The organism is Leclercia sp. Colony189 (assembly GCF_009740165.1).
Taxonomy (GTDB): Bacteria; Pseudomonadota; Gammaproteobacteria; order Enterobacterales; family Enterobacteriaceae; genus Enterobacter.
On sequence record NZ_CP046557.1, the window covers coordinates 40,529 to 57,190 of the forward strand.

General features: G+C 56.4%; 18 protein-coding genes. 9 read left to right on the forward strand and 9 right to left on the reverse strand.

All coding sequences use genetic code 11. From position 1 onward, the window contains the following. Window positions 1-36: 36 nt before the first annotated feature. Complete coding sequence (nepI, locus tag GNG29_RS00195) at window positions 37-1,227, forward strand: purine ribonucleoside efflux pump NepI (protein WP_156653656.1); 1,191 nt, start codon at window positions 37-39, stop codon at window positions 1,225-1,227. A 37-nt stretch (window positions 1,228-1,264) separates the two neighbouring features. Here the strand turns inward: nepI and GNG29_RS00200 are convergent, their stop codons facing one another. The 6 genes from GNG29_RS00200 to GNG29_RS00225 all read right to left on the reverse strand — a co-directional run bounded on the left by GNG29_RS00200 (window position 1,265) and on the right by GNG29_RS00225 (window position 7,213). Next, window positions 1,265-2,170, reverse strand: coding sequence for a DMT family transporter (locus GNG29_RS00200; protein WP_103177665.1), 906 nt, complete (start codon window positions 2,168-2,170; stop codon window positions 1,265-1,267). A 132-nt stretch (window positions 2,171-2,302) separates the two neighbouring features. Next, window positions 2,303-3,682 carry a carbohydrate porin gene (locus GNG29_RS00205; protein WP_156653657.1) on the reverse strand — a complete coding sequence of 460 codons (1,380 nt, stop codon included), beginning with the start codon at window positions 3,680-3,682 and terminating at the stop codon, window positions 2,303-2,305. A 161-nt stretch (window positions 3,683-3,843) separates the two neighbouring features. Continuing rightward, the gene (locus tag GNG29_RS00210; RefSeq protein WP_072250852.1) at window positions 3,844-4,146 is read right to left on the reverse strand and encodes a PTS lactose/cellobiose transporter subunit IIA; all 303 of its coding nucleotides are present in this window, start codon (window positions 4,144-4,146) and stop codon (window positions 3,844-3,846) included. Between the two features lie 11 nt (window positions 4,147-4,157). After that, window positions 4,158-5,543 carry a glycoside hydrolase family 1 protein gene (locus GNG29_RS00215; RefSeq protein ID WP_156653658.1) on the reverse strand — a complete coding sequence of 462 codons (1,386 nt, stop codon included), beginning with the start codon at window positions 5,541-5,543 and terminating at the stop codon, window positions 4,158-4,160. Between the two features lie 17 nt (window positions 5,544-5,560). Continuing rightward, the gene (locus tag GNG29_RS00220) at window positions 5,561-6,886 is read right to left on the reverse strand and encodes a PTS sugar transporter subunit IIC (RefSeq protein ID WP_103177668.1); all 1,326 of its coding nucleotides are present in this window, start codon (window positions 6,884-6,886) and stop codon (window positions 5,561-5,563) included. A 12-nt stretch (window positions 6,887-6,898) separates the two neighbouring features. Next, complete coding sequence (locus GNG29_RS00225) at window positions 6,899-7,213, reverse strand: PTS sugar transporter subunit IIB (protein WP_103177669.1); 315 nt, start codon at window positions 7,211-7,213, stop codon at window positions 6,899-6,901. Window positions 7,214-7,507: 294 nt separating this feature from the next. Here GNG29_RS00225 and GNG29_RS00230 point away from each other — a divergent pair, with 294 nt between their 5' ends. Next, a complete protein-coding gene (locus GNG29_RS00230) occupies window positions 7,508-8,455 on the forward strand; it encodes a LacI family DNA-binding transcriptional regulator (protein ID WP_103177670.1) in 948 nt (315 codons plus the stop codon). Window positions 8,456-8,491: 36 nt separating this feature from the next. Here GNG29_RS00230 and GNG29_RS00235 read toward each other — a convergent pair whose 3' ends face one another. Continuing rightward, on the reverse strand, window positions 8,492-8,788 hold the full coding sequence (locus GNG29_RS00235) for a YicS family protein (RefSeq protein WP_103177671.1): 297 nt from the start codon (window positions 8,786-8,788) through the stop codon (window positions 8,492-8,494). A 322-nt stretch (window positions 8,789-9,110) separates the two neighbouring features. Here GNG29_RS00235 and GNG29_RS00240 point away from each other — a divergent pair, with 322 nt between their 5' ends. Beyond that, window positions 9,111-9,530: a GNAT family N-acetyltransferase gene (locus tag GNG29_RS00240; protein ID WP_156653659.1), complete on the forward strand. Its 420-nt coding sequence runs from the start codon at window positions 9,111-9,113 to the stop codon at window positions 9,528-9,530. Here GNG29_RS00240 and GNG29_RS00245 read toward each other — a convergent pair. Next, entirely contained in the window at window positions 9,527-10,186 is a 660-nt protein-coding gene (locus tag GNG29_RS00245) for a TetR/AcrR family transcriptional regulator (RefSeq protein WP_156653660.1), read from the reverse strand. The genes GNG29_RS00240 and GNG29_RS00245 overlap by 4 nt on opposite strands. A 78-nt stretch (window positions 10,187-10,264) precedes the next feature. On the opposite strand from GNG29_RS00245, the gene GNG29_RS00250 reads away from it, so the two are divergent. The 6 genes from GNG29_RS00250 to GNG29_RS00275 all read left to right on the forward strand — a co-directional run bounded on the left by GNG29_RS00250 (window position 10,265) and on the right by GNG29_RS00275 (window position 15,437). Beyond that, on the forward strand, window positions 10,265-11,764 hold the full coding sequence (locus GNG29_RS00250; RefSeq protein ID WP_156653661.1) for an MDR family MFS transporter: 1,500 nt from the start codon (window positions 10,265-10,267) through the stop codon (window positions 11,762-11,764). 117 nt (window positions 11,765-11,881) lie between these two features. Further along, window positions 11,882-12,142 (forward strand): antitoxin, encoded by a 261-nt coding sequence (locus GNG29_RS00255; protein WP_156653662.1) that lies wholly within the window; start codon window positions 11,882-11,884, stop codon window positions 12,140-12,142. 3 nt (window positions 12,143-12,145) lie between these two features. Then, window positions 12,146-12,544: a type II toxin-antitoxin system VapC family toxin gene (locus tag GNG29_RS00260; protein ID WP_156653663.1), complete on the forward strand. Its 399-nt coding sequence runs from the start codon at window positions 12,146-12,148 to the stop codon at window positions 12,542-12,544. Between the two features lie 194 nt (window positions 12,545-12,738). After that, on the forward strand, window positions 12,739-13,542 hold the full coding sequence (gene nlpA, locus GNG29_RS00265) for a lipoprotein NlpA (protein WP_156653664.1): 804 nt from the start codon (window positions 12,739-12,741) through the stop codon (window positions 13,540-13,542). 127 nt (window positions 13,543-13,669) lie between these two features. Further along, window positions 13,670-14,449, forward strand: a complete 780-nt coding sequence (locus GNG29_RS00270) for an MBL fold metallo-hydrolase (RefSeq protein WP_156653665.1) — start codon at window positions 13,670-13,672, stop codon at window positions 14,447-14,449. A gap of 25 nt (window positions 14,450-14,474) precedes the next feature. Further along, a complete protein-coding gene (locus tag GNG29_RS00275) occupies window positions 14,475-15,437 on the forward strand; it encodes a GlxA family transcriptional regulator (RefSeq protein WP_156653666.1) in 963 nt (320 codons plus the stop codon). 19 nt (window positions 15,438-15,456) lie between these two features. Here GNG29_RS00275 and GNG29_RS00280 read toward each other — a convergent pair whose 3' ends face one another. Further along, complete coding sequence (locus GNG29_RS00280; protein WP_156653667.1) at window positions 15,457-16,545, reverse strand: AAA family ATPase; 1,089 nt, start codon at window positions 16,543-16,545, stop codon at window positions 15,457-15,459. Window positions 16,546-16,662 lie beyond the last annotated feature (117 nt).

The following is a 16,662-nucleotide window of genomic DNA, read 5'->3' on the forward strand; positions in this document are numbered from 1 at the left end:
GCGACTTTTCCGCACGTTTTTATCTCAGGTGATGCCATGACAGAACATATCCAGCCCACGATTCAACCGCAGGCCAAAACGGTTTCTCGCCCGAACTGGTCGGCGGTTTTTTCCGTGGCGTTTTGCGTCGCCTGCCTGATTACCGTGGAGTTTTTGCCGGTCAGCCTGCTGACGCCGATGGCGCAGGATTTGGGCATATCTGAAGGGCTGGCGGGCCAGTCGGTTACCGTTACTGCGTTTGTGGCGATGTTTGCCAGCCTGTTTATCACCCAGGCGATCGGCACCGTTGACCGTCGCAAAGTGGTGATCCTGTTCAGCGTGCTGCTGACCCTCTCCTGCCTGCTGGTCTCTTTTGCTGATAGTTTCACCCTGTTGCTGTTAGGGCGCGCCTGCCTCGGGCTGGGACTCGGCGGCTTCTGGGCGATGTCCGCCTCGCTCACCATGCGACTGGTGCCGGCGCGCACCGTGCCGAAAGCGCTGTCGGTGATCTTCGGTGCGGTCTCCATCGCGCTGGTGATTGCCGCGCCGCTCGGCAGCTTCCTCGGGGGGATCATCGGCTGGCGCAACGTCTTTAACGGTGCTGCGGTGATGGGCGTGCTCTGTATTCTGTGGGTCTGGAAAGCGCTGCCGTCGCTGCCGGGCGAAGCCGCGCACCACAAGCAGAACATGTTCAGCCTGCTGAAACGCCCGGGTGTGCTGGCGGGGATGACCGCCATCTTTATGGCCTTCGCCGGACAGTTCGCCTTCTTCACCTATATCCGCCCGGTGTTTATGACCATGGCCGGGTTTGACGTCGATGGCCTGACGCTGGTGCTGTTAAGCTTCGGTATCGCCAGCTTTGTCGGCACCTCGCTGTCGGCGCAGTTCCTGAAACGCTCCCTGAAGGTGGCGCTGGCGGGGGCGCCGCTGGTGCTGGCGGTCAGCGCGCTTGTACTGATTCTGTGGGGCAGCGACAAATGGGTTGCCTCGGCGATCGCGATTATCTGGGGCTTTGCCTTTGCGCTGATTCCGGTGGGCTGGTCGACCTGGATCACCCGCTCGCTGGCCGATCAGGCGGAAAAAGCCGGGTCCATTCAGGTGGCGGTGATCCAGCTGGCGAATACCTGCGGTGCGGCGTTGGGCGGCCTGGCGCTGGATAATTTAGGGCTCACCTCACCGGTGGTGATTTCCGGCACCCTGATGCTGCTGACGGCGCTGCTGGTGGCCGGGAAGGTGAAGGCGCAGTAAGTTTTTGGCCCTCTCCCCGCCGGGAGAGGGCATCAGGCTACGACGATGTCTGAGCCCTTCTTCTCGAATCCATCGAAATCAGCACCACCGACGACACAATCAGCAGCGTGCCCAGCCAGTCTGGCAGGGTAAACGCCACCCCCAGTAAAATCACCGACAGCAGGGCGCTGCTCAGCGGCTCGGCGCAGCTCAGAATGCTCGCCTTTGGCCCGCCAATCATCTGCGCGCCTTTCAGATAGAGGCTGAAGGTCACCGACGTGCCGATCACCACCAGATAGAAGAAGGCCAGCAGCAGGCTGCCGTCGACCACGAAGGTGGTGTCGCGCCCGGCATAGAACGGCGTCAGCATTAACCCGGCCAGCAGCATACTCCAGCCGACAATCGGCAGGGTGCCGTAGCGGGCAATCAGCGCCGAGGGGTAAGTGGTATAGAACGCCGCGGAGAAGGCGGAGGCGATGCCCCAGCAGAGCGCGGCAGGGGAGATGGTCAGCGAAGTCGGATCGCCGTGAGTGACCAGTAAAAAGGTGCCGATGAGCGAGGTCATGATCGCCGCCAGCACGAAAATCCCCGGACGCTTTTTACGCGCCAGCGCAAACCACGCCACGATAATGGTCGGGGAGAGGAACTGCAGCACGGTGGCGGTGGCGGCGTTGGATTTTTCAATCGTCACCAGGAAGGTGAGCTGGACGATCAGCGCCCCGAAGAGCGAGAAAATCAGCAGGCTGAGGGCATCTTTGCGATTTTTGATGACCGAGAAAATCTTGTCGCCGTGAACGAATGAGAGTGTCAGCAGGATCACGCCGGCAAACAGCAGGCGAACCATGGTGAGGTAAGGCGAGGAAATATGACTTTTCTCCATGATGTACTGCGCGCAAACCCCTGAGCTGCCCCATAAAATGGCGGCGATCAGGACGTTCAGCATCCCTTTACGTGTGGAACCCATGTTCTCCCCTGCGATATTGGCTTTTCAAAGGCCAGCAGCATAACACGGGGCCTGCCGGGTGGCGCTACGCTTACCCTGCCTACAAAACTTTGTAGGCCCGTGCAAGCGCAGCGCCGCCGGGCGCAGCAGGGGTTAGAACCAGGCTTCCCACATTGCGCCGACGTTGAAGTCGTCGAGCGTTTCGTCTTTGGTGTTGTTCACGCGGGCGGTGCGTTCGTTATCCACCTTGCCGCCGGTGACGTAGAAGCGCAGCATCGGACGGAATTCCGGGCCCATAGCGATAGACATGTTCTGCGACAGGGTCAGCTTCCAGCCTTTGTTATCGCCGCCGTTGTCGTAATCAACGTGCTGCCAGCCCGCTTCCAGCCAGGTGGAGTGAACGTCGTTCCACCAGTGCATTGGACGCACGATGGCGTTGTAGTTCTTACGGTTGTCGGTGTTGTCACGGCTGTTGTCATAGTCGTGGAAGGCCAGAATGTACTCCACCTGGGTCGCCGGGGTGAACTTGTGCAGCCCTTCGAAGCTGGCGTACACCGTGGTCAGATCCTCGGTTTTGTTGAACACGCTGTTGTCAGAGTTATCAGAGTAACGGGCGATCACTTTGTTCACGCCGCTGTCGTTGGTGTGGCTCAGCACCACGCCACCCTGCCAGGCGTTAGTACGCTCTTCGGTGTCGATGGCTTTGGAGTCAAAGCCGTAGTTGGCGTACAGCTCCAGATCGATCGGGCCGAACTTCATGCCGTGAATTTTGGAGGTGGCCGCGTAGTTGCCCTTGTCGCCGGTGCCGGAGCCGCCGGTACAGGTGATGCGCGACGGGTTCGCTTCATCGTCCATCACTTCCGGACTACAGGATTCCACTGCCGCCACGGTGGCCACGTCAAACTGCACGCCACCGATGTCGAAGTTCTTCACCCCGGCGCCCTGGCCGTCGTGGTTCATCCAGAAGTAATCGTTGATGCCCTGCTGCGGACGCTGGTGGAAGTCACGACCCGCCCAGATATAGGCGTTCGGGTTGGATTCCAGAATATTGGTCACGCCGGCGTAGGCTTTTTTCAGGTTAACTTCGTCGCCCCAGTGGTCAATCATCACGTTGACGTCCCAGATGGCGCCATTTTCGCCTTTGAAGGCTTTGGAAAGCTGGAACTCGCCGCCGTTACTTTCGTTACCCAGACGACCAATCGCCGAGGCGCCGTTATAGGAGCCATCTACGGCAACGTATTTCTGATCGGCGGCCTGGAAGTGGGCGCCGTAACGGGCATAACCGGTAAATTTAATGCCGAACGGGATCGCCATATCCGGAGACTGCGCGGCGCTTTGCGGTTCGTTGATGACGTCGGCTTTTTTCGCTACCGCGGCATCCATTTTTGCCTGGCGTTCTGCCAGGGCTTTATCCACCGCTTTGGCGACAATGGCGTCGATTTGCTCCTGCGTAAATTCTTGTGCGAGTACCGTCATTGGGCAAAGCGCGGCGATAACCGCCATTGTTAATGGAAGTTTTTTAATCATATTCATGGTTATCTCAATATATATTTAAATTTTATTCAGACAATAACCATCCCGTTCCGTATTGACAAAATATGTCGCTATCATCAGAACAAGTTGATTTTATTTTTTTGGGCACAGAGGGTTTACACTATTATCGTAAAGCTATCTCCATTACTGATATTTAAATATTAGCGCTGGTATAAATGAATAATCTCTTCGGATAATTCACGGGCCAGCAGCGAGTTCATTAAATGATCCTGAGCATGCACCATAATTAAGGTCATCGGCTGACGGGCTTCGCCTGCGTCCTGTTCGATGAGTTTGGTCTGCATATGGTGCGCCTGGCGCGCGTAGCCATCGGCTTCGCGCAGCAGGCTTTTTGCTTCGTCAAAGTTGCCCTGCCGCGCAGCATGCAGTGCTTCAAAGCACAGGCTGCGCGACTGACCAGCATTGACGATGATTTCCATTACTGCTTCTTCTAAGGCAATCATCATCTTCCACTCTATTTATCGAAACTATTATTCAGAGAGGTTTCGGCAAACCATTCTCCGCTCTTTTTAATGGTGCGTTGCTGCGTTTCTAAATCGAGCTGGACAAAGCCATATCGGTTTTTATACGCATTGCACCACGACCAGTTATCAATAAATGTCCACATATGGTAGCCAAGACAATTACAGCCTTCGCTAATGCCTTTATGCAACCATTTAAGATGTTCAGAAATAAACTCGATACGATATTGGTCGTTAATCTGACCGTTCTCAATAAAACGCTGCTCGTTTTCAACTCCCATACCATTTTCAGAAATAAAACAGCGTGGGTTGCCGTAATTATCGCGCAGGTTAATAAGAATATCGTAAATACCTGGCTCGTAGATTTCCCAGCCGCGATGCGGGTTCATTTTGCGGCCCGGCATCTCGTAGCTGTCGAAGAACCACTCCGGCATAAACGGCGCGTTGGGATTAATGGCCGTATCACGGCACTTCACCCGACGCGGCTGGTAGTAGTTAATGCCCAGCAGGTCGATTTTACCGTCGGCAATCAGCGCGCTGTCCTCTGGCAGACAGGCAGGCAACTGATCGTGCGCTTTCAGCATCGCTACCAGATCTGCCGGGTATTCACCGCACAGCACCGGGTCGAGGAAGCTGCGGTTAAACAGCAGATCGCAATGGTGCGCAGCTTTCACGTCCGCCGGGTTCTGCGAACGCGGATAGGACGGCGTCAGGTTCAGTACGATGCCGATCTCACCGGCATAATGCCCGGCGCGGAAGGCGCGAACCGCCTGCGCATGAGCCAGCACGGTGTGATAAGCCACGGTGGCGGCGCGATGGAAATCGACCACGTTCGGGTAGTGGAAGTCATACAGATACCCGCCCTCTACCGGCACAATCGGCTCGTTAAAGGTAAACCAGTGCATTACCCGATCACCAAAAAGCTCAAAGCAGGTTTCTGCGTAGCGGGCATAGGCCGCGACCACATCGCGGTTTTCCCAGCCGCCAATCTCCTGCATCGCCATCGGCATGTCGAAGTGGAACAGGGTGATGAATGGCGTAATGCCCTGGGCGATCAGTTCGTCGATCACCTGGTTGTAAAACGCCACCGCTTCCTGGTTCACTTCACCGGTACCTTCCGGGATCAGGCGCGCCCAGCTTATCGAGGTGCGAAAGCTATTGTGGTTCAGCTGCTTTAACAGCTGAATGTCGGCTTTCCAGTGCTGATAAAACGTGGAGGTATTCTGCGGCCCCACCCCGTTGTGAAAGCGATTTGGCTGTGTGGCGAACCAGTGATCCCAGGTGGTTAATCCTTTGCCGCCGCCCTGGCTTTCCCCTTCGGTTTGCAGTGCAGAACAGGCGCTACCCCACCAGAAGTTTTCGGGAAATGCATATTTCATAAAACGTCCTCTTTGACTTAATTGCCGACGGTCTCTGCTGCACCTACGGACGCCTGCGCTTTCTGCTCTTCGGTTTTCACCAGGGAGCGCTCATAAGCACGCAGGAACGGTAAATACATCAGCGCCGACATCACCATACAAATGACGCACATCACCACCGGACTCAGGGCCCAGTTTGCCGCCCAGGAGGCGCCAATCGGAGCCGGCGTCGTCCACGGCGTCAGCGACACAACCTGTGCCAGCCAGCCGAGTTTGGTGGCGGTATACGCCAGACAAGCGTTGATCATCGGAACGAACACGAACGGAATAAACAGCATCGGGTTCATGATGATCGGCGCACCGAACAGAATCGGTTCGTTGATATTAAAGAAGCTTGGCACGATGCCCATTTTGCCGATGGTGCGCAGGTGCGTTGCACGGCTACGCAGCAGCAGGAAGGCCAGCGGCAGGGTAGAGCCCACGCCGCCAATCAGCAGGTAGTGATCCCAGAAGCCCTGCAGATAGACGTGCGGCAGTGCTGCGCCGGCAGCCAGTGCGGCCTGGTTGGCAGAAAGGTTAGCCATCCAGAACGGGTTCATGATGCCGGTGACAATCAGCGCGCCGTGGATGCCGGCAAACCAGAAGATCTGGCACAGCAGCACAGAGAGCAGAATGGCAGGCAGGGAGTCAGAGGCGGAAACCAGCGGCTCCAGCAGGTGCATAATCGCCTGCGGAATGATCATCCCGGTTTGCGCTTCGATAAACAGGTTCAGCGGGTGCAACGTACCGATTATCACCACCACCGGGATCAGGATCTCAAACGAGCGCGCCACGCCGGTCGGCACTTCCTTCGGCAGGCGAATAGTGACGTTATGATCCTTCAGCCAGGCGTAGACGCGGGTGGCATAGATAGAGGTGATCAGCGCGGTGAAGATCCCCTGGCCCGACAGATACTGGGTGGAGATTTTACCGTCGGCATACGGCGCGGCGACCAGCAGGAATGCCATAAAGGCCAGCAGGCCGGACATTACCGGGTCGAGATTAAACTGGCGGCCCAGGCTGGCGCCAATCCCTACCGAGATAAAGAAGGTCATCACGCCCATGCTGAGGTTAAACGGCAACATCAGCTGGTCGCGGTAGGTTTCAGAGAAGTCCAGCCAGCCGCGGGCAAAGCTGTTGGTGGTATCCGCGGAGAATGGCGGGAAGATGAACACCAGCATAAACGAGCCGATGATCATAAACGGCAGCGCGGCGGTAAAGCCGTCGCGGATGGCAATCACGTACTTCTGCTGGCCCAGCTTGCCTGCCAGCGGCGCGATGGACTGCTCAATGACGGCAACCATAGATTGATATAACGAACTCATGAGAACACCTTCTTAGTGTGCCGCTTCGATGAGCGACAGAGCATAGTCCAGCACTTTATCGCCACGTTGCATACCGTAATCCATTGTATCGATGGACTGAACGGGTATGCCCTGAGTGGCAGCCTTATCTGAGAGCGTTTTTAACATGTATTTGACTTGCGGTCCGAGAAGCACGACCTGATATTGCGGAAACTGTGTATCAAATTCTGAAACACCGTACGCATCGATTTTGACGGGGAGTCCGCGTTCTTCCGCGGCTTCGACCATTTTCCGTACCAGCAGACTGGTGGACATCCCGGCAGAACAGCACAGCATAATCTTGAACATCGACAACCATCCTCAAAATGTAAATAGTTATTGCGGAGATGATTGGATAACATATGGAAACCGGTTTCCATGCATATAAGACAGAAGTGTGACAGCCATCAAGATCCATTACTTATAGGGGCTGTTTATCGGATTTGGGTCACATATTTTGGCTGCTTTTACATCACTAAGAGTGGAAACGGAAAATCGGTTTCCATAGAAAACGGAAACAGATATACTCCTGAGTGGCTATAATATGAGCCGAAGTGGAATCAGGAATTACAGGGGCCTGGAGAGACCTGTCAGGGGATAAAGATGTCTACAATCAACGATGTATCACGTCTGGCCGGGGTGTCCAAAGCCACGGTATCACGGGTGTTGAGCGGGTCGCGCGGCGTGAAGGAAGCCAGCCGTCAGGCCGTACTGAAAGCAGTTGAAGAGCTGAACTACCGGCCAAACGTGATTGCCCAGTCGCTGCTGAGCCAGACAACCGGTTGTATCGGCGTGATTTGCGCCCACGACAACATTAACCAGACTACGGGTTACCTTTACGCGCTGGAAAAACACCTTAGCCAGCACCAGAAGCACCTGCTGCTTCGCTTCGCCAACACCAAAGCCGAAGTCATGGGCGCGCTGGATGAACTCTCCTGCGGGCTATGCGATGACATTCTGATTATCGGTGCCCGTTTTCCACTGCATATCGATCAGGAGAATGTCATCCTGGTGGACTGCATGGAAACCGGTAACGTCAACAGTATCCAGTATGACCACGCTTTCGCCGCGGAAACCGCCTGTAATTTCCTCGCCAGCCAGGGGCGACGCCAGATTGCCCTGATCCATCCGTACGGCAGTGGTTTTGCCGATCAGGTGCTGCTGGGCTACAAGCATGGGCTGGAAAAGAACTTCCTGCCGTTTAATCGCAACCTGGTCTTTATGGAAGCCACCTCATCCTCCGTGGCCCTGCAGGAGCTGCTCAATAACGCCTCTACGCTCAATTTCAACGCCTTACTGGTGGCCGACGAGCAGGAAGCGCAGCGGGTGATCCCCCAGCTCCAGGCGTTTAACCGATCGGTACCGGGCGACATCATGGTCTTCAGTCTGGCGGGTTCACTGCATCTGCCGGGTATTCCAACCATTCCGGCGATTGAGTACTCAATGGATGCTATGGCGGCACGGATCGTCAGCTGGCTGAATGAGAAGACCCAGATGCTGGGTTCGTATGTGCTGCGCGGGGATTTAATTATTCCGGATGTGCGTCGCTAAAAAATTAAGGGGGCTGCATGGCCCCTTTATGCGTAATCAGTAATCCTCCATGCAGTCCACCTGACTGACGGCATCCCAGTAACCTTCCTGATTGTTCCGCTCCATCGCCACCACCGCGTTTTTGACCAGCATCTGATTCGCCTCAGACGCCATAATCATCGCCTGCCACTCTTTATCGGTTTGCTTGCGTTGCGGGGCACAGGCTTTTTTCACATCCTTTAAAACCGCCTGTTTCATCTGCTCTAGCTTTGCCGGATCGTTCATCTCCTGAGCATGAACGAAGGCGGCGAAAAGCAGGCAGACGATGAGGCAAAACAGGTGCGCTGACTTCATGGAAACCTCCGGAAAAAAACACACACGTTTATGAAATATATCGTTACATCCGCCGTTGCGACCCAAGCCGAAAGTATTAATTTTGCCAATAGTTGCGCAGGGGTACGACTAAGCGTAGCCGCAGAATTTGCCGGAGAGGGAAGCGCAGAAGAAAAATGTGTGACGGCTGGCGGGTGACAGGTAACAAGGGGTGATAGTGCTCGCAAAGGCAATTTTTCGTTGATTTCAGTTACATTTTTTAACCCATACAGGACCAGAATTTGGCGTTTGTATCCCGGGCGTAGTATGCGATAGTCGATCTGCAACGTAACGGGGGATTGATATGCAACTGAGTATTACCGACACCATTACCGAACACGAGCAGGAAGAGTTACTCCAGCTACTGCGGATCTATAACAGCCAGTTTATTGATTTTTCCCGCGTGGGAAGCGATCTCGCCGTCTATGCCCGCGATGACAGCGGCAACATGCGCGGCGGACTCATCGGCAATCGCCAGGGCGAGTGGTTGAATATCAAATACCTGTGGGTATCCGATGAATTGCGTGGAAGCGGGCTTGGCAGCCAGTTGATGCATGCCGCTGAAGAGGAGGCCCGGAAGCTGGGGTGCCGACATGCACTGGTGGACACTTTCAGTTTCCAGGCGCGTCCGTTTTATGAAAAGCAGGGCTATAAACTGGAAATGACGCTCAACGATTTTCCCTACCCGGGAATACAACGACATTACCTGTCGAAGGCGCTTTAACCGCCAATACCACTGCCCATCACCGCCAGAGCATGGCGCACAATACGTTCCGGCGAGAGGGCGCTTAACCTCTCGTCATTGCGCATGCGCGAAAAGGGCACCAGCACCAGACTCAACAGCGTGGTGAATAAAAGCTCAGGCGCCAGATCGCGGTTCAGTTTACCCTCCTGCTGCCAGCGGGCAACGGTATCCAGCGTCCCCTGATATTTCTCATCGCCAAAGCGGGCCTGCAGATGCGCGCGCAGTACCGGCATTTCACCGATCACCTCCTGCATCCACAGCGGCGCGAACCAGTGATGCTTTACGGCCAGTTCGGCCAGCTTTTCCACCATCAACCTCAGGGCGGTAACCGGATCGTCCGGGTGAGCGTTGAAAAGCGTCGCGATGGCGCTGCGAAGCGGCAGAAAACGCTCCTCGATCATCGCATCAAGCAGTTGTTCCCGGGAGTTGAAGTAGTAGTGCAGCATCGCTGGCGTCACGCCCGCTTCTTTGGCAATGGCATTAAGCGAGGTGCGGGCAATACCCTGGCGCGCAAAGAGATCGAGGGCGATATCCAGCAGCTGTTCCCGGCTGGTGGCGGTGGGTTTACTTCCGCGTGGGCGTCCGGGACGGCGAGCCTGTGGCGTAGGGTCGGAATTATCTTTATGTGCTGACATGCGCGGAGGATCCCTTGACCTGATTCATAACTTCATTAAATATTAATTATCCAATTAATTAATTTCAAGCGGTGTTTTATGGTCTCCGATTCAACAACGCAAACCAAAAACGCGCCCCCGGTGCGGCTGCTCTTCAGCGCGCTCCTGCTGGTGATGCTGCTCTCGGCTCTCGATCAGACCATCGTCTCCACGGCGCTGCCCACCATTGTGGGCGAGCTGGGCGGCCTGGATAAACTCTCCTGGGTCGTGACGGCCTATATTCTGAGCTCCACGATTGTGGTGCCGCTGTACGGTAAGTTTGGCGATCTCTTTGGCCGCAAAATCGTGCTGCAAATCGCGATTGTCCTGTTTCTGGTGGGCTCCGCCCTGTGCGGGCTGGCGCAGAATATGACCCAACTGGTACTGATGCGCGCCCTGCAAGGGCTGGGCGGCGGGGGGCTGATGGTGATCAGCATGGCGGCGGTGGCCGACGTTATTCCCCCCGCGGAGCGTGGCCGCTATCAGGGCTTATTCGGCGGGGTCTTTGGGCTCGCGACGGTGATTGGTCCGCTGGTCGGTGGTTTTCTGGTGCAGCACGCCTCCTGGCGCTGGATTTTCTACATCAATCTGCCGCTGGGCCTGTTTGCCCTGCTGGTGATTGGCGCGGTCTTCCGCGGCAGCGCGAAGCGCAACAAACATGAGATCGACTATCTGGGGGCGATTTACCTTAGCATGGCCCTGCTGTGCATCATTCTGTTTACCAGCGAAGGGGGCACGGTACGCGAGTGGAGTGACCCGCAGCTGTGGTGCATTCTGGCCTTTGGCCTGACGGGTATCGCCGGGTTTATCTACGAAGAGCGTCTGGCGTGGGAGCCGATTATTCCCCTGTCGCTTTTCCGGGATCGCAGCTTCCTGCTGTGCAGCCTGATTGGCTTTATTATCGGTATGTCGCTGTTTGGCTCGGTCACCTTCCTGCCGCTCTATCTGCAGATTGTCAAAGAGGCGACCCCGACTGAAGCCGGTTTACAGCTGATCCCGCTGATGGGCGGACTGCTGCTGACCTCAATTATCAGCGGGCGCATTATCAGCCGCACCGGGAAATACCGCCTGTTCCCCATCCTCGGTACCCTGCTGGGTGTGGTCGGTATGGCCCTGCTCACACGGATCACCATCGAATCACCGATCTGGCAGCTTTACCTGTTTACCGGCGTGCTGGGGGCGGGGCTGGGGCTGGTGATGCAGGTGCTGGTGCTGGCGGTTCAGAACAGCGTCTCATCCAGCCAGTATGGTGTGGCCACTTCAGGCGTAACGTTGTTCCGCTCCATCGGCGGGGCGATTGGCGTGGCGCTGTTTGGCGCGGTCTTCACCCACGTATTGCAGTCGGGCCTGATGGCGCGGATCCCCGAGGGGACCGAACTGCCGCGGGAGATGAACCCCACCGCCATTCATCACCTGCCGGATGCCCTGCGCCTGGACTACCTGGACGCCTTTGGCTCCGCCATTCATGCGGTGTTTTTGATGGCTGCCGCGATCATGGTGCTGGCCTTTGTCCTGTCGTGGTTCCTGCGTGAGGCGCCGCTGCGCAAGCGGGAGGCGTAAAGTTAGCGGGTCAGCTATTTGTTGCGAGTCGCTTTCCGAATTTTGACGCTCTGGCTTGTCATTCCCGACGCTGCTGGCGCATGCTTTGTCCTGGTTAATAAATCAGCAGAGGTTGCGATGGAACGTAAAGCAAAACTGTTCAAAAAAGGGCGAAACCAGGCGGTTTTACTGCCTGCTGAGTTCGCGTTTGATGCGGAGAGTGTCTGGATCCGGCGGGATGAAGAGGGGAATGTTGTGTTGAGGGCTATGTCAGAGAAGGAACGGCACAGGGAAAATTTTTTGCGTTTACTGAAGCAGACTCATGTCCCTGATTCTTTCCTGAGTAAAGAGGAACGCAATCAGAGCTATACGACAAGAGATCCTTTTGAAGGATTATAGAAAATGCTGCATATGCTGGACACTAACATAGTAAGCCATCTCGTGAGGCAGCATCCAGGAGTGGTAAATCACTATTCCCGGTTGGCGCCAGAAGATATGTGTATTTCAAGCGTAACGGAGGCTGAGCTGCTTTACGGCGTTGCCAAAAAGCAAAGTCTTAGATTGCACGAAACCATCTCGGAATTTCTTAAAACTATCACCGTTTGCGACTGGGACAGTGACGCCGCGGCAATATACGGCAAGCTGCGCGCCGAAATGGAAAAGCACGGGAAAGTCATGGGCGATCTCGATCAGTTGATCGCAGCGCACGCAATCAGCCGGGGCACAACGATTGTGACTAACGATCAGGCTTTCGCCATGGTGCAGGAACTGACAGTCGAAGACTGGACTACCGCAGCCTGACTCCCCCCACCCGGTGGCGCGACGCTTACCGGGCCTGCGACAGTTCTCCGTCTCTGCACGTAGGCCGGGCAAGCGCAGCGCCGCCCGGCAAAACCCGCATATAACTTATCCTTCTTATTGATTCCTTTTCGTTTTTTAACCTGCCGCTGGGTTGCCGATATAGTCGATAAAACATTTCTCAAAAGGACTGACCGGTGAAACTTCGATTGGGTGCTCTTCTTCTTGCTGGCCTGCTGCTGGCGGGCTGCGACCAAAGCGGCAGCGATGCTAAACACATTAAGGTCGGCGTGATCAACGGCGCCGAGCAGGACGTGGCGGAAGTCGCCAAAAAAGTGGCGAAAGAGAAGTTCGGCCTCGACGTTGAGCTGGTGGGTTTTAGCGGCTCGCTGCTGCCAAACGACGCCACTGACCACGGTGAGCTGGACGCCAATGTCTTCCAGCATCGCCCATTCCTGGCGGAAGACAACAAAGCACACGGCTACAAGCTAGTGGCAGTGGGCAACACCTTTGTCTTCCCGATGGCGGGTTATTCCCGCAAGATCAAATCGGTCTCTGAACTCAAAGATGGCGCAACCATCGCCATTCCGAACGACCCCACCAACCTGGGCCGTGCGCTGTTGCTGCTGCAAAACGAAAAGCTGATCGCCCTGAAACCGGACGTTGGTTTACTGCCGACGGCGCTGGATATCACCGCCAACCCAAAAAACCTGAAAATCATGGAGCTGGAGGGGGCGCAACTGCCGCGCGTGCTGGACGATCCGAAAGTGGATGTGGCGATTATCAGCACCACCTATCTCCAGCAAACCGGGCTGTCGCCGGTGCATGACAGCGTCTTTATCGAAGATAAAAACTCGCCTTACGTGAACATTGTGGTGACGCGGGAAGATAATAAAGATGCCCAGAAGGTGAAGGAGTTTATCCAGGCGTACCAGTCGCCAGAGGTCGCGAAGGCGGCAGAGTCCATCTTTAACGGCGGGGCAGTGCCGGGCTGGGAATAAATCATCATGCCGCTCACTGCGGCATGAAGATAAGTTGGCCCAATCCCATCGTTGAATGCCCTTTAGCCCACATTCTGCCGTTCCTCCTCCGGCTATTCTTTCTGCAATACAGACCGGAGGAGAGCTCATGAACATCACCCACATTCGTAACGCGACACAGCTTATCACCTATGCCGGAAAGCGCTTTCTGGTTGACCCGATGCTGGCACCTAAAGGGACTTACCCCGGCTTTCCGGGCACTGCCCGGGAGGCGATCCGCAACCCGATGGTGGAACTGCCCTGTGCGATTGAAACCCTGCTGGATGTCGATGCCGTTATCGTAACCCATACCCACCCCGATCACTGGGATCAGTACGCCATCGAGCGGATCGCCAAAGACAAACCGATCTTCGTGCAGAACGAAGATGACGCGCAGCTGCTGCGCAGCCAGGGCTTCACCCAACTTAGCGTGCTGACGGACAACAGCCCGTTTGGCGATATCCAGCTAAGTAAAACCGACGGCGGCCAGCACGGTACCGATCGCGCCTATGCGGTGCCGGAGCTGGCGGAGCGGCTGGGCGAAGCCTGCGGCGTGGTGTTTCGTCATCCTGACGAAAAGACGCTCTGCATTGTTGGGGATACGATCTGGCGCGAGGCGGTGGCAACCGACCTGCAAAAACATCAGCCGGATGTGGTGGTCATCAACGCCGGTTATGCCCACGTGCTCGGTTTTGGGCCGATCATCATGGGCCAGGAGGATGTGCTGAATATCCACTTCCTGCTACCGCAGGCGAAAATTGTGGCGGTCCATATGGAGGCCATCAACCACTGCCTGCTGACCCGCAGAGCGTTGCGCCAGTATGCAGAGGATAATCAGGTCAGCGACGTGCTGAGCATTCCTCAGGACGGTGAATCCGTTATATTCTGAGGCAATCAGGGGAAAGGAGAGATCAATGCCGCTTACTCACGTTGCCATTGTCGCCGTGGACGGGTTCAGCCCGTTCCACTACTCCGTCCCCTGCATTCTGTTTGGCGATACCGTTTCCGGTAAAAAGCGTTTTAATGTGACGATCTGCGCCGAAAAGCCCGGACTCCTGACCTCGCCTGACGGCTTCGCGCTCAACGCAACGCAGGATTATTCTGCTATCGGGCAGGCCGATATCGTGGTGGTGCCTTACTGGCAACACGTACTGGCGCGTCCCCCGCAGGCGCTGCTCGACAGCCTGGTGCAGGCCAAAGACCGCGGGGCGGAGATCGTCGGGCTCTGTCTGGGGTCATTTGTTCTTGGATACGCTGGCATTCTCGACGGCAAACGCGCGGCAACCCACTGGGAGTTCGAACGCCAGTTTCAGACGCTTTTCCCGAACGTGCAGCTCGATATCAACGCGTTGTACGTTGATGACGACCGCATCATCACCTCTGCCGGTACCGCCGCCGCGCTGGACTGCTGCCTGTACATTATCCGTCAGCGCTTTGGCGGCGTGGTGGCCAACCAGATTGCCCGGCGGATGATCGTGCCGCCCCATCGCGAGGGCGGGCAGGCGCAGTTTATCGCCCAGCCGGTGCCGGAAACCACCCGCGATGCGCGGATCAACAACCTGATCGACTATCTCCAGCGTAACATCAGCCAGCCGCTCAGCCTGGATGCGCTGGCAGAGAGCGTGGCGATGAGTCGCCGCACCCTGACCCGCCATTTTATGAAAGCCACCGGGATGAGTGTGGCCTCGTGGATCACCGCCGAACGCCTGCGGCGTAGCCAGCTGTTGCTGGAGAGCAGCAATCTGCCGATAGAGGCGGTGGCAGAGCAGGTGGGCTATCTCTCAGCCGTAACCTGGCGTCAGCAGTTTAAGGCCCGCTTTGGCGTCAGCCCGGCGGAGTGGCGCAAAACCTTCCGCACGCAGGCCCAGGCCGGATAAGCGTAGCGCCATCCGGCATTTACCCCAGCCGCGCCATTCTCGTCTCGCCTTCCACCATCGACAGCTGATACAGCGAAAACGATCGATGCTTCTCAATGAGGTTCGCCAGCTCCGGCGAGTGGCTGGTGAGCCAGATCTGCGAATAGCGGCTGGCCTCAGCAATCAGGCTAGCCAGAGCAGGCAGCATCTGCGGATGCAGGCTGTTTTCCGGTTCGTTGAGGGCGATAAAAGCGGGCGGGCGCGGGCTGAGCAGGGCCACCGCCAGACAGAGAAAACGCAGCGTGCCGTCGGAAAACTCTGCGGGCTCCAGCGGCCGGCTTAAGCCTTCGCGCTGCATCATCATCCGGAAACGTCCGCCCGTATTGTCGCTGTAAAAGACGCAGCCGGGGAAAGCCTGGTCGAGAATACGCATCAGCAGCATCTCGTCACCAATCTCGACGATAGTCTGAAACGCGGCCGCCAGGTTTGCGCCGTCGCTGGCCAGCACTGGCGAACGGAACCCCACCTGCGGGGCGCGCATCGCCGAACCGGATGAAACAGAAAACTCATGATAAAAACGCCAGTTACGCAGGGATTCGCGCATCTGCGACACCTCGGGGTAGAGGTGCGGCTCGCCGAGCTGGCCGAAGACCGATTCGTTCTCATACAGGGTGCCGCTGTGGGTCACCTTCTCGTGATGAACATTATTCAGAAACACGGTCTGGTTTTTGCGCTGCATCAGGCGTGCGGAGGGACGCCGCTGATGGCCGCTCAGCCAGATGGACTCCTCTTTGATGACCGGATCGAGCTGAAACTGCGAGGGATAAGGCAGCTTTTCGACAAAACCCACCTGCAGTTCATACTCGTAAGTTTCGGTTTCCACCGCCAGATTCATCCCCCGCAGCTGGTCGCTGCGGGTTTTGCCTGCCCAGAACACCTTCAGAATGCCGCCTTCATTCGCCAGCGCCTGGGAAAACTGCCCCTGCGCCGCGCTGTGCATCAGGTGGATGGCTTTATAGATATTCGATTTTCCGCTGCCGTTCGGGCCGAAAACGATATTGAGCTGCTCCAGATCCAGCGACATGTCGCGAATCGAACGGTAGTTTTGAATGTGCAGGGTGTTGATCATGGGCGGACCCTTTTGCGGCTTAAACCTGTATAAAGTTACAGTATTTTAAGCAAACTGCAAAAAAAAGACGACAGTGAGGGTGTCGTCTAAACGGGGTACTGCTTTGGGCCTCTCGGG